Source organism: Paraglaciecola sp. 2405UD69-4, assembly GCF_047525415.1.
Lineage (GTDB): Bacteria > Pseudomonadota > Gammaproteobacteria > Enterobacterales > Alteromonadaceae > Paraglaciecola.
The window spans coordinates 153053-168048 of the sequence record NZ_JBLIXM010000001.1 but is presented as its reverse complement, the minus strand read 5'-3'; the positions used below and the strand labels follow the sequence as shown (position 1 = coordinate 168048).

Here is a 14996-nt window from a genome sequence, read left to right as displayed (position 1 = left end):
AACTACCAGCGATTTCTAACCTTTAGTAAACACATTCATTATCTTAATAGCGGCATTGGCAGCACCGAAGCCGTTATCAATATTTACAGTGAGTATCCCTGGTGAGCATGAGGCTAAGGCGCTAGATAATGCGGCTTGGCCACCAGCCGAAACTCCATAACCCACAGATGTGGGTACGGCGATAACTGGCATATCTACCAATCCCGACAGCACACTGAATAAGGCCCCTTCCATTCCAGCAAGAGCAATAACAATCTTATGTTGTTTGATGTCGTCTAACTTCTCAATTAATCGCCATAGCCCGGCAACCCCTAAGTCTGCATAAATTGGTGCACAATAACCATTAAACGCTAAAGTACGCTGAGCTTCTTTGGCAATAGCTAAGTCTGATGTGCCGGCAGAGACGATACATACATCTGACGATCCTTCTTTTGGCTTTACAAAGTTTAAAATGGCGGTTCGTGAGGCTTGATCGTAATCTAATTTTTCTTGAAAGGAGCTAGGCAACACTTGCCACTGCTCAGTGGTCATCCGAGTGAATAACACTGAAGATTTCTGCAAAATATTGTATTCAATAATAGCTGCTAAATCTGCGTCGCTCTTACTATTGCAAAAAACCGCTTCGGCTATGCCTGTTCTTGATTTTCTGTCTTTATCCCAAACGAAACTATCCATGGGTGACTCCATTAATAAAAGCCGAGCCTTTCTGGTAGCTGCGAATACCTGAGAAAACCCTACCATCTCGGGCGCATAAAGTAGCTAGACGATCAGATAGCTGCTCGAGAACTTCGCTGTCTGGCATGGTATCAATTTCTAGGTAAGTACCTTGATGAGTGATGCGGCAACGAACGTTCTTCACCTCAGGTAAAGCTTGGCGGGTGGACTCTTCAACTTGGTTAATAAAGCCTAAGTCGCCTGCATCAATTTTAATACCGGTTTCTACCCTACTGGCTAAACAGGGCTGGGCTGGTAGAGCGTGAATATCTGACAAGCCGTAAAACTTGGCAATAGCATAAATGTCTGACTTATTTATGTTTGTTGCAACATAAGGATGTTGTACGTTTTGCTCTTTTGCGGCTTCAAGGCCTGGTCTGTAATCGTCTAAATCATCAAGGTTTGTCCCTGAAAAAACCATACCTTGACTACATTCAGCAATTCTTGTGTACAGGTTGCTTTTGCAGTAATAGCAACGATTTACAGGGTTGTTAAGGTAGTTGTCATCGTCAAACTCCCCGGCGTCTATTACCTCTAAATCCCAATTGTAGATCTGTGCGTAATGTTTCACCCTTTGAAAAGCAGCTTGGGGTACGGCGGGGGAAAACGCATGTACAGATTTGACCTTTGCCTTAGAAAAGCGGTTGGCAAGGTAGGCTAACAACATGCTATCTATTCCGCCACTTACGGCGATGGAAAAAGATTCAAATTGATCGAAATAGGCTGTGAGTTTGTCTACTTTTAGCTGCATTAATTTTACTACCTCTAATCTAAGACAATTCTGTCTTGTATTTATGCATGCGCCGCTCGTGCAAACTAGCTAAAGAGATCAACTCATCATGTTCAATTTTTTTAGTATCGGTTTGATTAGGACGACTCACACGTTTAAATGATTGCCCTGCATCGCTCACTAGCTCACGCTTTAGCATAGCTCTGGTTTCAAAACGATAACGTAAACCTATAGTTGTGGTTTGAATAAAACAATAATCGATAACATCTTGATAATGCTTACAATTTGCCATTATTCTAAGAGACTCCATAGCGCGATTTTTTTTGCCTCTTACTGTGTGTACCACAACATCAATCACCCCTTGATGCTTGCGAAGTAAATCAACAGATAGTCCTAGCTCTTCACCTGTCATATCGTCAACATCAAACTCAATGACCACTAATGTGTCTTGCTCTCTATTATCGCTGAGACAATCGAATGACATAGCCCTTAGAATATTTGGCATGCCTGGGAATACTTTCGTCCCTAACCCATAACCCGTTGCTTGCAAGCTTCCTTGGGGTTTTACAGTTAAGACGTTTTTATCTGATAAATAACGCAAAATAGCTGCGCCTGTTGGCGTGATACGCTCACCCTGAATACCATCGTCAAAAAACTCAAAATCTATCAAAATTTCTGCGGTAGCTGGGGCTGGCACTGGGATTAAACCATGTTGAGTATTCACCAAACCGCCCCCTAATGGCAGTTTTGAAATACTCCAAGAACAGCTTGATAAGGCATCTAATATTACTGCACTGGCAATCACATCCATTAACGAATCCCAGTCTGCCAGTTCATGAAAGTGAACCTCATCTAAAGACTTAGCATGTATTTTTGCCTCTGCTTTGGCAATGATAGTCAGTAAATCGATGGCAACTTGTATGACTTCTTTACTTAACCCACTGTTTTTTAGTAATTCACATAAGTAAATATAAGTAGTGTGTTTATGTCCGTGAGAAGCATCTGAGGCTTGGTGGTGATCGTGATGATGCCCAGCATTATGGTCGTGAGAATGGGTATGCTCTTTAGTATCACTTGAAGCACTAACTTGCTGCGCCTGCAGTCTAAAGCGTTTACCGCTAATGCCAGAGTTTATACCCTCAAACAGCTCAGCTTGCCCGGCTTCATCAGGTAATACAGAGGCTAACGCCCCAAGCACTGGCGCAATTAAATCATCAAACATATCTAACATGGCCGATATAAACATATCACCGGCAATGCCACCTACTATATCTAGATGAATATGTGCGTTTTCAGTCTTCATAGGTATGAATTAGCCTTTAATTAGCAAAATAAAATAGCAGCAACACACTAACTATTAAAGGTTTCTTCTGTTGCCCACAAACCTAAAGCAGGATTGCTAACATAAAAAACTTCTTCGCCATCATCTAGGGTATTCCAGCCATTTTTGAGATTTTCGATTGGGTAGCGCTTTACCATTTCATCATAATGACAGTATTGATAATTAACCGACTCTACCTCTTGTTGCGTTAACCCATCACCTGGGCAATACGTCACTTTAAAGCGGTTATTAGTGGTACCGTGAATTAAATGCGCTGCAGCAGACAAGTTACTGGCAAGTTCGGGATTTTGCTGCACGGCTTCTAGGGTTTCATCTGTGGTTTTGTAACCATAAGTTCTTATTAGCTTATCTATCGCTAAGTCTTCACCAAAACGATGTAAAGCTGGCGCTAAAACGATTAACTCGCCGTCATCGGCCATAGCCATACGAGTACGGTAAATAGCCTTATTACCTAACCAAGTGGTTTTAAACTCCGCAGGCTCTAAAAATACGATAGCTTTTTTAATAGGTTTAGATAACAGGTTTAAGTTTAGTTTTTGACTAAGCTCACAAGCGGCTTCATAGGTCTCATTTTGGTTACCACAATACACCCCTTGCAGCGCTAACTTGTCATCCTTTTTACCCAGTACAGTTAAAATAAACTCAATAGGTAAGTGCCGTAAAAATGTATCAAAGCCTTCGTTTAAGGCTTTTCTTACTGGGGTAGAGGTGCGCCCCATTATTCGCTCCATACCATACACAGCCCCCAAGTAATGGGACTTATGGATAGTGTCTTGGCCACCTACACCCACTAAAATATTTTTAGTGTAGTTAGCCATTCCAATTACTTCATGGGGGACGATTTGCCCTACAGATATAATCAAATCCCAAGTACCGTCTAGTAATAATTTGTTTACCGCCACTTCCATGGTGCAATCTAACTTACCTTCAGATAATTCGCCTATACGCTCCTTTGAGATCTCCCCAAGCACTTCCACGTCTGTGCGCCAAAAGTGGGGTAAAAATCTGTCTTTGGGAATGTCAGTGCCAAACATGCTATCAATTTCACCGTTCGACATAGGTTCATGAGTGCCAAGAGCCGGCAGAAAGAAAATCTCTGCTTGGTCTTTTAATTGTTCATAAAGGTAGCTTGAGATAAATCCAGCCTTTGAATAAAAACGCGTAATGTCTGGGGGTAAAATTAGAATCTTTTTAGCATCACTGGCTTTTTGAGCAATAAAATTATCAATAATCTGTCTTAAATCATCGTCAGAAATTGTTTGCTCTGTATCAACATGGTGAATTGGGTAGCTCATTTTTGTATTGCCTTTAAAATTTGCGAAATAATCTCAGAAACAGTGTTTTTCAATAACACGGTAATAGCATCTTGTGGTGGCTCTAAGGTATTCAATTGACTATCTAATAAGGATTCTGGCATGAAGTGGTTATCTCTACTTTTCATACGAGCAGTTAAGGTAGCCTTATCGCCTTTCAAATAAACAAAACGCACTGTGTTTTCAGTAGTTGATGACAAAATATCACGGTAGCTTTGCTTTAACGCAGAACAAGCTAACACCGCGCCACCAGCAGATTCCCAATCGACTATATTATTGGCAAGCAAAGTCAGCCATGGTTTACGATCATCATCTGTAAGGGGAGTACCGCTTGCCATTTTGGCAACACTCTCTGGAAAGTGAAAATCATCAGCGTCATAAAATGGTAAAGACAGTTGCTCAGCCAACTCTTTTCCTATGGTTGATTTTCCACAACCACTCACACCCATCACAATATAAATCATAAAAAAACCTATCCACCTAAAATCAAATTGAAATATAACTAGATTACAACCATTTAAAGAGAATCTTACACGACCTAAGGCCACTACTCTTCGGCAAGATTTAGTCGTTCCAAAAGCTTAACTAAAGCGGCTTTCGCTCCCAACTCAAGTATAAGGGCAACCCAGTACCTAAGGCTTTCTTTAAACTCCGGATAATCCTGCAGACTTTCAGGGAAAATACTATGCACACTTAAATAGGCATCAATGAGCTCATCGAGATTATTGGCATATTGTTTGTAAATACTCGCAAGTTGTTCTGCCCGAGGATCTTGCACTTCAATTGCTACGCCGCTTTCATTAACCCCCATTGTGTACCTAAGCCACCCTGCGATTGCAAAACTCAAAGCGTCGAATGCTTGGTTGTTTTTTAGCTTATATTCCACCGTATGCAACAAACGCTGTGGCACTTTTTGTGAGCCATCCATAGCAATTTGATAGGTGCGGTGGTGTAACTCAGGATTAGAAAATCGTAGTAATAAGTCATCACAATATTTTTGTAAGTCTAACCCTTCAGGGGCCACAATAGTGGGGGCTATTTCAACCTTCATTAGATGGGTTAAAAAGCGGGTTAATTCTGGATTTTCCATGACTTGATGTACGAAATCTAAGCCTGTGAGGTAACCTACATACGCCAAAGAAGAATGGGCACCATTTAGTAAACGCAGTTTTGCATTTTCATAGGCATCGACATCCTTAACAATATTGACCCCAACTTTTTGCCACGCTGGGCGCTTACCTACAAAGTTATCTTCAATAACCCACTGGCTGAAACGTTCTGTTTTTACCATGGCTAAATCATGGTACCCGTATCGTTGGGGAAACATGTCAATATCATCGGCGGTTGTGGCAGGTACTATGCGATCTATCATAGTATTTGGGAACTTAACTTGTGCCTTTATCCAATCAGCTAATGCAGGCTCTATGCTCCCAGCAAACTGTAATACGACTTTAGCGAGGGTTTTACCATTACTCGGTAAATTGTCACAACTTAAAACAGTGAAGGCAGGCAAAGCGTGGTCGCGCCTAAACTTAAGAGCTGACACAATAAAACCAATAGCAGTTTTAGGTGAGTCTAAATTAGCTAAATCATGCTGAATATCTGGGTTTTGTAGGTCAAGATCTCCACTTACCACATCATGACAATAGCCTTTTTCAGTTACCGTTAACGACACAATTTGTGTAGTTTCTGCGGCCATTACATCTAATACTGCTTGTGGGTTTTCTGGAGCAACCAGTACATCTTCAATGGCACTTACCAAGAAGCGGTTGCTGCCACTGGCATCGCTTTCAATAACATTATAAAAACAGTTTTGTGGTACGAGTTGATCACGCACAGTTGCACTACGCAGCGACACCCCAACAATTGACCAAATATCCTCTGCAGCTTTAGCAGCAAATCCATTCACATTATTTGTATAAACAGCCTGATGGGCGCGGTGAAAAGCGCCAATTCCTAGGTGTACAATTTTTGCTGAAGCTTTTTGAGTGCGCAGCGATTCTCCGCTGTATTTTTCGGTAACAATTGCATTGTTAAGTCGCTTAAATTGCATAGTGAGTAACCATTTTTTAAAAGTAAAATTAAATGTTGAAAGCGGATCCGCTAAAGTATACGCCAAGTCCACATGAAGTTGGTGGGCCCAAGGCTTGGATTTCTAGATGTTTGACCACTGAATTTATTTCCCAAGCTTTATAAACCCAGCTTCCTTGCTAGCAAAAATGTACAAAAAGCTAAACCGTTTTATGTTTTCTAGAATATCATGAAAAAGGGAGAGTAGGTCGAGCTTTGCCTATGAAGATATGCAACGGGGTATTTAGGTTTGAAGTAATAGGGAATCACATTCCTTCTACGTACCTATAAAATATCAAAGCAATAGCTTGAGTCTGCCTTTAATATTTATTTTGTGAACTGCCTAAAAGCCTAGTGATTTTATAGACTAGGGTTAGCCTGGTTATTGTGGCTAGTTTTAGCACTCGAGCCCTCAGACTCTAAGGAGCAACACTTCTGAATAAAAAGCCCTTTGGGCAATATGTGTGTGGCTACAAACACGATTTTTTCATTAGCAAGGTGATTTATTATCTTGCTCACTCGCGCAATATTTTCAGCATCTAGGGATTCAAAAGGCTCATCTAAAAGCAGTAAGTTGGCATGACTTAATAAAGCACGGGCTAAACCTAAACGTTTCTTCTCTCCCCCTGACAAAGGTCTACCATTTTCACCCAGCCATTGGTCTAAATTATCAAGGGAGTGTAAACCCACCTCCTTTAATACTTCTCGGATTTTGGCATCAGAAGCCTTTAAGTTAGCAACCTGAAGATTAGCTCTAACCGTGTCTGATAATACATATGGAAACTGCTCAAGGTAAACTGCATCCGATAACAACCCATGCTGACTTGACTTGGTGCGAGTAGCAAACGCTACCTCCCGCGAGCCATGAAAATCAATCAAGCCCGCTAAGGCTTGCAAAAATCTGCTTTTTCCAGCCCCAGAACTACCCACTAATACATTAACACCACCTTTATCAAAGCGGGCTGAGGTCTCGCACATATTGGTATTTATAGGCTGGAAATTAACTACCTCTATTACATTTATTGGATTTGAAATAACCGATAAATGTTGTGAATTTTCAATGGAGGTTTGTATTTCTTTTTTAGCTTCAATATAACTTGCAAGTTGCTTTTGATTAGCAAAAGCTGGAGTTAACCAATCATTTAAAGACAGAATGAGTATTGGTATTACAATAAACTCTGCGCTACCTATATATTGACCTGAATACTGGCTTAGCAGAGTTATCAGTAGCCCCAAGCCACATAAAATCAATAGAAATGAAGCATTCCTAACTTGCCTTTGCTGAAAGGCTTCAAGCGCTCTTAGCTTTTTTAAACTTGGTGAATTGTCATTATAGCTTTGCATCAAATGCCAAATAGGCGCGGCTTCGATATGTTGCAAAATAGCAAATTGCGCTTGTTTTTTAGCTGCAACAATACTAGCACTCACCTTGATCATTGCGATGAGTAACCCCAAATAGATACTCATAAATATCCCTGTAAAAATAAGTACCCCTTGGGTTAGCGGCGCAATCCAAAACAGCGCAACAAGGTTAAGCATGGCCAAGGACAGTGATATTCCAGCATTTTGCCCAACCCAAGCAATCCAAATTGAGGCCACATCTTCACTGTGATGATGCAGAGCATCTAGAGATTGCTCTCTAGACATAGAAACATTGTTTTCTAAACCAGCGAAAATTTTCAATCGCAACGCCGCTAATTTGTTTAATAGATGGTTATGACCCACCAGCATACTGAAATACCCAGAAGCGATACGTAAGATAGCTAAGGCACGTATTACTACTGCAGGTAGCATATAGTTAAATCCTAACCCAGCTATACTGCACGCTGCGATAAACCAAGACGCGACAATTAATATGGCAAGTCCTGTAGCAAAATGAATTAACATCAGCAACAAGGTAGCCAACAGCTTTAAGCCTTGGGGCTTGGTATTTACCTCGGCTTTTGAGGCACAGTTTGCTGAGGTTTCTGTCATTGTATTTCCTTAATTTCACCATGGTTAACCTTCCAACTACGGTTAAACCAAGTGTCTGGAAGCACTTTATGAGATGCCCAAATAACCGTTTTGTGTTGTAATTTTTGATGGATGAGGTTGGCTATTTCTTGGTGTTGCTCAAGAGTAAGGTGGGCAGTAGGTTCATCTAATAAAATGACATCTTTAGGTTTTAGTAATACCCGAGCTAAAGCTAGACGCTGAGCTTCGCCGCCAGATAAAGCGGGGCAATCTCCTAACTCTGTTTCTAAGCCATTAGGTAGCTTGTTTAGCCAGTGATTCAAGCCGACTTGATGCAAAACATCCATCATGTCTTGCTCGGCAACAGACAAATCACCTAAATGTAAATTAAAAGCAACAGACTTATCTAAAACTACAGCTTGTTGTGATAACAAGGCTATCTCACCAGATAACTGGTGTGATGCTGCTCTAAATCCCATTAAAGCCTCAAGTAGTACCGTTTTGCCTTGTCCAGAATTCCCTTGTAAAGATACCCAATCACCGGGTGCTATGGTTAACTTGCTAGCATGCAAGCTAGGCTCACTAACATTAAAGTTTAGCCATGCTAAACCAGTAAAAGTAGCCTCGTTACCCAACGGCTTGTAATCATCAAACAGTTGGGCAAACCTTTCTGCACTGGCCTCGGCTTTTGCTTTTTGATGATAAAAGCGCCCTAACGCACGTAACTCTGCAAACAACAAAGGTGCAGTTAATAGCATAAACAAGCCTTGCTCTAACCCAATGTCAGGGCCAATGTTTATTTCACCTAACATTGAGAAACCAATAAATACGGCGACCAAGGCAATCGCAATAGTGGCAAAGAAATCTAAAACGGTTGTTGATAAGAAGGCGATAGACACAACACTCATAGTTTTACGATTTACAATATTACTCGCATCATTGAGCCTTTTTAATTGATCTTGATGCTGACCGCTGGTGGTAATCAATGTCAGCGCCTTTAGGCGGTCCGAAAACATATCACCCAGACGCTCTAAGGCAATAAAGTGTTTACGATGCAGGGCTGCTGCACCCTTGCCCACCAAAACCATAAACACAGGAATCAAGGGCATAGTCACGCATAAGATAATGGCAATCACATAATTGATTGGAAAGATAACCAATAAAGCCACCACAGGAGCAATAACTGAAAGCCACTTTTGTACACTGTACTGAATTACATAATTAGCAATATCAGTAATATTATTGAGCAGTAATTGCTGCCAATAAGTAGCTGAATGTTGGCGCGTAATGGCCATGTGTTTGTTTTTGAAAACCCCATGGACGCGGTTTTCTAACTCAGTCTCAATTTCATATTTACCAAGGCTTTGCAAGTGATCAGCAAGCCATATCAAGCATACCCAAACTAATGCAGCACAAGCCAAAGGTACAAGCTGTGTTGCCGATAAACTTTGTTGCTCAACAATCACCAAATGCATGGCTTTAGAGAACCACCAAAACACTGCAATTTGAGCAATAAGTTGAAAGAAGCGCACCAATAACACTTTTACTTGGCTTGGGCGCATCTCTTTTGAAATACACCGCAGCCATGTTTGGGCTCCTTGCTCTGGAGTTATTGATGCACTGCTCATTAGTCTTCGTCTTTCGAGTCTAAATCGTTAAGACGGTCCATATCTTCTGTTGCTTCTAACCACATGGCATTAATAATGCCAAAGGAACAAGCTAACAAAACCCCTAAGATCCAAGTGAAATACCACATTTATCAACTCCTTTAATAAAGTACATGAGACTTATTTAAGTCTGCTTGCTTAATGCGACCACGCATTACCCAAAACCCATAAGCGGTATAACTGAGCACTATAGGGACAAAAATACAGGCCACAAAAAACATAGTGTTTAAGGTCAACTGTGAGGAAGTAGCATCCCATATAGTTAAGCTTGCACTTGGCATGATGCTACTAGGCATCAAAAACGGAAACATAGTAAAACCTGCAGTTAAAATAATGCCCGTAATTGCCAAAGCACTGGCTACAAAGGCCCAGCCACTGCGCCCTATATATGAAGCAAAAGCGCAGCTAAGGGCAGCACCTATTCCCAATACCGGAGCCACTATCATCCAAGGATATGTTTGATAATTGTTAAACCAAGCACCACTTACAACTTCAACGGTTTTAGTAAGCGGGTTACTGGTGGCATAACTATCAACAGCAGAGGTAATCACGTATCCATCAACACCTATAGCGAGATAAATACCAGCGAGTGCAAACAAACCTGCTGTGGCAATGGACAAATATATAGATACTATTTGAGTGCGCTTATGCAAAGGGCCATCAGTTTTAAGTAGTAACCAACTAGCCCCATGGTTAAGTAACATGGCTACCGACACTAAACCACTTAGTAAAGCAAAGGGGGTTAATAACCCAAAGAAGTTGCCTTTATAGGTAGACATTAAGGCATCATCATATTCAAACGGCACACCCTGCAACAAATTGCCAAAGGCTACACCAAATATGAGCGCCGGAATAAAACCACCAGCAAATAAGGCCCAGTCCCACGCTAAGCGCCACTTCTTGTGGGGTAACTTAGCGCGGTATTCAAACCCAAGTGGGCGCATCCATAATGCGATTAAGGTTAAGGCTAGGGCCACATAAAACCCTGAAAATGCCGTAGCATATATCATAGGCCAAGCTGCAAATATGGCACCACCAGCTGTGATAAACCACACTTGGTTTCCATCCCAGTGGGGGCCAATAGTGTTTATCATAATCCGGCGTTCTTGGTCTGTTTTACCTACTAAAGTAAGAAGCGCCCCTACACCTAAATCAAAACCATCTGTAACGGCAAAGCCAATTAGCAACACACCAACTAAAATCCACCATACGACGCGAAGAAATTCGTAATCAATCATGATTATGCTCCTTGAGTTTCAGAGTTCATAACGGAAGCCTCTTCGAGGGCTTGCTCAGCCTCTGCAAAGGTTTGTGAAGGCCCCTTTTTGGCATACTTCTGCATTAGGTAGTAGGCAATTACAAACATCACAAAATAGAAGGCCGTGTAAGCAACAAGGGTAAATATGACCTCCCCAACGCTTAAGTTAGAAACAGACGTATGCACTGGCAGTATTTCAGCAATAGACCAAGGCTGCCTACCATATTCAGCTACAAACCAACCAGCCTCACACGCAATCCACGGCAATGGCAAACTCCAAAGTGCCGCTTTTAACAGCCAACGGGGCTTAGTTATTTGATGTTTAGTGGAGTAGTAAAAAGACAAAGCAAAAACGATTAACATGGCAAAGCCTGCCGCCACCATGATCCTAAAGCTCCAAAACAAAGGCGCTACCGGGGGAATACTGTAATCAACTGCCTTTGTGATAGCCTCGTCACTTGGGTTAGTAACGTCATCTGTAAAGGGCTGCAGCAACATGGCATAACCTAAATCATCTTTATGTTGTTCAAATATACTGCGCTCGACCTCAGAAGCTTCGCCAGAACGCACTTTATCTAGTAAGGCGTAAGCTTTGATCCCTGACAAGATACGCTCACGATTAAGTACCTTATGCTCCTGTAATCCCATCACCTCTTCATCAAGAGAGCGAGTGGCAATAATTCCCATGGCATAGGGGATTTGAATGGCGTAATCGACTGTTTCTGTTTCATCATTGGGGATCCCAAAAATGGTAAAATCCGCTGGAGCTTCTTGGGTTTCGTATTCGGCTTCAACTGCCGCTAGTTTCACCTGCTGAACATCCCCTAGCTCGTAGCCACTTTCATCACCTAAAATAATCACAGAGATAACCGACGCCAAACCAAAGCCAGAGGCAATTGCAAAAGAGCGCCTTGCAAAGGCAATATCACGACCTTTCAGTAAGTAATATGCAGAGATAGCTAACACAAAGACAGCGGCAGTCACGTAACCAGCAGAGACTGTGTGTACAAACTTAACTTGTGCAACAGGGTTAAACACCACCTCACTAAAGCTTGTCATTTCCATGCGCATGGACTCAAAGTTAAATTCAGAGCCAACAGGGTGTTGCATCCAGCCATTTGCAATCAAAATCCACAAAGCTGAAAAATTCGAACCGATTGCCACTAACCAAGTTGCCATAAGGTGTTTGACCTTAGACATTTTATCCCAGCCAAAGAAGAACAAACCCACAAAGGTAGACTCAAGGAAGAAGGCCATCAAACCTTCAATGGCCAAAGGCGCACCAAAGATATCCCCCACATAATGAGAATAGTAAGACCAATTCATCCCAAACTGGAATTCCATAGTTAAACCAGTGGCTACACCTATGGCAAAGTTAATACCAAACAACTTGCCCCAAAACTTGGTCATCTGTTTGTAGATTTCTTTACCCGTCAAAACATACACAGATTCCATAATCGCCAGCATAAAAGTCATGCCTAAGGTCAATGGAACAAATATGAAATGAAACATGGCAGTCATAGCAAATTGTAATCGAGATAACTCGACTAACGTTTCGTTCATACCGTTTCTCCTAAAGTGTGCTTGTTAAAAAATAACAAATTGAAAGTATTTTGGATGAGACTTTGCATTAGGTATGCCAAATTCAAAATCAGCGTTAAGAACCTGATTTTAATGGGCTTTTGATGGTACAAGGTTGATCTAGATCAATAAGCAAAAAATAACCACTGCCATTTTTGACAGTGGGCACTAATACTTTAGTTGCAGTGGTTATTCGGCAAAGAATGGGAAGTTATTCAGTGATGGATTTAGTTAATGAGAAGGCCCCACGAATATCACCTAGCCTAAAGCCCGTAGCTACATCTTCAGGATATTGGGTAGTAATTGTTTGTTGCAGTGTTTTATCAACTGAGACTCCATGACATACCAAGCAAATTTGCCCGGTTGGGATCGCTTTCATGTAGCTAAAAGTATCTTGAGTTTGTTGGCTCGTTTCAAGCTTGCCTGCCGGTACGCCTTGTTTAAATAAAGCGTCGAACTGGTTTAAGCTTTCTCGTTCCCAGTCTGATGGCTGGTTATCGGTATTACGCACTTTTAAACTGGTACGTGACACCTGCCAACCGCCTGTCGATAAATTTTTCGCTATCTGCGGAGCTTGCTCTTTGCAAACATTAACACCATTTTCGAACCCACCTGTTTGAATAGCACCAACAAGCGCTTGCTTTAAAGTGGTAGAAAATACTTTTATTTTCTCCTTAGCTTCATTCTCAAGCTGTTTATTAACAAAAACTTCTTGTGACACATTATCTATATGGATTGCCAATTCTGATGGCCTAACTTCCGAATAACTAGCTGTACTTAGTAATAACAAAGTCAAAGGTAATGATTTTGTCTTTAAATGCGCTTTCATAAACTATGAGCTCCAGGGTTAGGGTGTTTGGGTATACTAATTCTATAAATATTAGCAACTAACTCAGACAACAAACAAAACACATGCCATCTCAACTACAGCACCACACAATAGGTAACCAATTGATTTATATAATGAATAAATTTAAATCACATGACCAAAGCTAAATTATTTGTAATTACTGTCAAATTTGGCAAAGTAACAGACAGAAATGACAGTGAAAAATATTTTAAGTATGAATATTTCTATCGTGCAATCGATGATCAACGCAATTGAAAACCCTGCTATTTTTATCAATACCGAATACAAAATTTTAGCGGTCAACCAAGCTTATAGAGATACTTACGACATCGAAGTAACACTCGGTAATAGTCATTGTTATCAGATATCTCACCAGCATGAACAACCCTGTGACAAACATGGTGAAGACTGTCCTATGCAAGCGTGTATAACCACAAAGAGAAGTAGCAGTGCGGTGCATATTCACAATACCGCACGGGGCAAAACGTACTGCGATATTTTAATGAGGCCTGTAAAAGATGAAAATAACATCACAATAGGTTTTTTAGAAATATTAGACCGCATAAATTTTGCTTCAACTGAGTCTGAATCTAACAAAATGATAGGGTCTTCAGCTTCTTTCAAAGCCATGCTAGCCAAGATAAGTCGCGCCGCAAAGTCAGAAATATCTGTACTTTTACATGGCGAAACGGGTACCGGAAAAGAGTTAGTAGCTAACGCCCTACATGAGTCCAGCAGCAGAGCAAACAAACCTTTTGTGATAATTGAGTGTACAGGCTTAAATGAGAATTTATTTGAGTCAGAGCTATTTGGTCATGAGAAAGGCGCTTTCACTGGGGCAACTCACACTAAAAAAGGCCTGATTGAAATTGCTAACGGAGGCACAGTCTTTTTTGACGAAATTGCAGATGTCCCTTTGGCGATGCAAGTTAAATTGCTGAGGCTACTTGAGACCCAATGTTACCGAACAGTAGGAGGAGTAAAACAACACAAAGTAGACTTCCGATTAATCTGTGCTAGCCATCATAATTTACTTGATTTAGTGCAAGAGGGAAGATTCAGAAAGGACTTATATTACCGTATAGCAGGCTTTACTATAACCCTACCCTCATTAGCTACTCGCCAAGAAGACATCCCTTCTCTTGCAAAACATTTTTTAAACAAGTCTGACTCCTGCCATAAAGCCTTTTCTGATAAAGCATTAGGTAAACTTAGTCGTTACCCTTTCCCTGGAAATATCCGTGAACTGAAAAATATTGTGGAGCAATCTGCGCTAATGGCTAATGAAGACATGATTAATGTTGAAGATATACCGGAATATGTTTTTGAAGAAAACACAAAACGAATAGCTGCAACCGAAAAGTTGGTGACAATAGACCAAGCAGAGAAAACCTACCTAAGCCACATTTGTGAAACACAAAGCTTACCTATAGACGAGCTATCTAAGAAGTTGGGCGTTAGCACTCGTACCTTGTATCGAAAACTTAAGAAGTACGACATTAAATATGAATAATCCCA

At 41.1% G+C, this 14996-nt stretch carries 13 protein-coding genes; 1 reads left to right on the top strand and 12 read right to left on the bottom strand.

Annotation, left to right across the window (positions count from 1 at the left end):
• Window positions 1–15 precede the first annotated feature (15 nt).
• From larB to ACMUMK_RS00710, 12 genes are all read right to left on the bottom strand, one after another.
• Window positions 16–675: a nickel pincer cofactor biosynthesis protein LarB gene (gene larB, locus ACMUMK_RS00765; protein WP_414699224.1), complete on the bottom strand. Its 660-nt coding sequence runs from the start codon at window positions 673–675 to the stop codon at window positions 16–18.
• On the bottom strand, window positions 668–1465 hold the full coding sequence (locus ACMUMK_RS00760) for a hypothetical protein (RefSeq protein WP_414699223.1): 798 nt from the start codon (window positions 1463–1465) through the stop codon (window positions 668–670). Before ACMUMK_RS00760 ends, larB begins: the two co-directional genes overlap by 8 nt.
• A gap of 19 nt (window positions 1466–1484) precedes the next feature.
• Entirely contained in the window at window positions 1485–2747 is a 1263-nt protein-coding gene (locus tag ACMUMK_RS00755; RefSeq protein WP_414699222.1) for a LarC family nickel insertion protein, read from the bottom strand.
• Window positions 2748–2794: 47 nt separating this feature from the next.
• Entirely contained in the window at window positions 2795–4081 is a 1287-nt protein-coding gene (locus tag ACMUMK_RS00750; protein WP_414699221.1) for a lactate racemase domain-containing protein, read from the bottom strand.
• The gene (locus ACMUMK_RS00745) at window positions 4078–4563 is read right to left on the bottom strand and encodes a gluconokinase (RefSeq protein ID WP_414699220.1); all 486 of its coding nucleotides are present in this window, start codon (window positions 4561–4563) and stop codon (window positions 4078–4080) included. Before ACMUMK_RS00745 ends, ACMUMK_RS00750 begins: the two co-directional genes overlap by 4 nt.
• A gap of 83 nt (window positions 4564–4646) precedes the next feature.
• A complete protein-coding gene (locus ACMUMK_RS00740; protein WP_414699219.1) occupies window positions 4647–6152 on the bottom strand; it encodes a mannitol dehydrogenase family protein in 1506 nt (501 codons plus the stop codon).
• A gap of 377 nt (window positions 6153–6529) precedes the next feature.
• Entirely contained in the window at window positions 6530–8143 is a 1614-nt protein-coding gene (locus ACMUMK_RS00735; RefSeq protein ID WP_414699218.1) for an ATP-binding cassette domain-containing protein, read from the bottom strand.
• A complete protein-coding gene (locus ACMUMK_RS00730) occupies window positions 8140–9750 on the bottom strand; it encodes an ABC transporter ATP-binding protein/permease (protein WP_414699217.1) in 1611 nt (536 codons plus the stop codon). Before ACMUMK_RS00730 ends, ACMUMK_RS00735 begins: the two co-directional genes overlap by 4 nt.
• Entirely contained in the window at window positions 9750–9878 is a 129-nt protein-coding gene (gene cydX, locus ACMUMK_RS00725; protein ID WP_414699216.1) for a cytochrome bd-I oxidase subunit CydX, read from the bottom strand. The genes ACMUMK_RS00730 and cydX overlap by 1 nt, the downstream gene beginning before the upstream one ends.
• Before the next feature lie 12 nt (window positions 9879–9890).
• Window positions 9891–11027: a cytochrome d ubiquinol oxidase subunit II gene (gene cydB, locus ACMUMK_RS00720; RefSeq protein WP_414699215.1), complete on the bottom strand. Its 1137-nt coding sequence runs from the start codon at window positions 11025–11027 to the stop codon at window positions 9891–9893.
• A 2-nt stretch (window positions 11028–11029) separates the two neighbouring features.
• Window positions 11030–12610: a cytochrome ubiquinol oxidase subunit I gene (locus tag ACMUMK_RS00715; protein WP_414699214.1), complete on the bottom strand. Its 1581-nt coding sequence runs from the start codon at window positions 12608–12610 to the stop codon at window positions 11030–11032.
• 229 nt (window positions 12611–12839) lie between these two features.
• On the bottom strand, window positions 12840–13457 hold the full coding sequence (locus ACMUMK_RS00710; protein WP_414699213.1) for a DUF3365 domain-containing protein: 618 nt from the start codon (window positions 13455–13457) through the stop codon (window positions 12840–12842).
• 211 nt (window positions 13458–13668) lie between these two features.
• On the opposite strand from ACMUMK_RS00710, the gene ACMUMK_RS00705 reads away from it, so the two are divergent.
• A complete protein-coding gene (locus ACMUMK_RS00705; RefSeq protein WP_414699212.1) occupies window positions 13669–14991 on the top strand; it encodes a sigma-54 interaction domain-containing protein in 1323 nt (440 codons plus the stop codon).
• The last annotated feature ends 5 nt before the right edge of the window (window positions 14992–14996 follow it).

What these genes read in the sequence shown, in the direction of transcription:
- larB (WP_414699224.1), bottom strand. Translation starts at nt 675, where the DNA reads ATGGATAGTTTCGTTTGGGATAAAGACAGAAAATCAAGAACAGGCATA.
- ACMUMK_RS00760 (WP_414699223.1), bottom strand. Translation starts at nt 1,465, where the DNA reads ATGCAGCTAAAAGTAGACAAACTCACAGCCTATTTCGATCAATTTGAA.
- ACMUMK_RS00755 (WP_414699222.1), bottom strand. Translation starts at nt 2,747, where the DNA reads ATGAAGACTGAAAACGCACATATTCATCTAGATATAGTAGGTGGCATT.
- ACMUMK_RS00750 (WP_414699221.1), bottom strand. Translation starts at nt 4,081, where the DNA reads ATGAGCTACCCAATTCACCATGTTGATACAGAGCAAACAATTTCTGAC.
- ACMUMK_RS00745 (WP_414699220.1), bottom strand. Translation starts at nt 4,563, where the DNA reads ATGATTTATATTGTGATGGGTGTGAGTGGTTGTGGAAAATCAACCATA.
- ACMUMK_RS00740 (WP_414699219.1), bottom strand. Translation starts at nt 6,152, where the DNA reads ATGCAATTTAAGCGACTTAACAATGCAATTGTTACCGAAAAATACAGC.
- ACMUMK_RS00735 (WP_414699218.1), bottom strand. Translation starts at nt 8,143, where the DNA reads ATGACAGAAACCTCAGCAAACTGTGCCTCAAAAGCCGAGGTAAATACC.
- ACMUMK_RS00730 (WP_414699217.1), bottom strand. Translation starts at nt 9,750, where the DNA reads ATGAGCAGTGCATCAATAACTCCAGAGCAAGGAGCCCAAACATGGCTG.
- cydX (WP_414699216.1), bottom strand. Translation starts at nt 9,878, where the DNA reads ATGTGGTATTTCACTTGGATCTTAGGGGTTTTGTTAGCTTGTTCCTTT.
- cydB (WP_414699215.1), bottom strand. Translation starts at nt 11,027, where the DNA reads ATGATTGATTACGAATTTCTTCGCGTCGTATGGTGGATTTTAGTTGGT.
- ACMUMK_RS00715 (WP_414699214.1), bottom strand. Translation starts at nt 12,610, where the DNA reads ATGAACGAAACGTTAGTCGAGTTATCTCGATTACAATTTGCTATGACT.
- ACMUMK_RS00710 (WP_414699213.1), bottom strand. Translation starts at nt 13,457, where the DNA reads ATGAAAGCGCATTTAAAGACAAAATCATTACCTTTGACTTTGTTATTA.
- ACMUMK_RS00705 (WP_414699212.1), top strand. Translation starts at nt 13,669, where the DNA reads ATGACAGTGAAAAATATTTTAAGTATGAATATTTCTATCGTGCAATCG.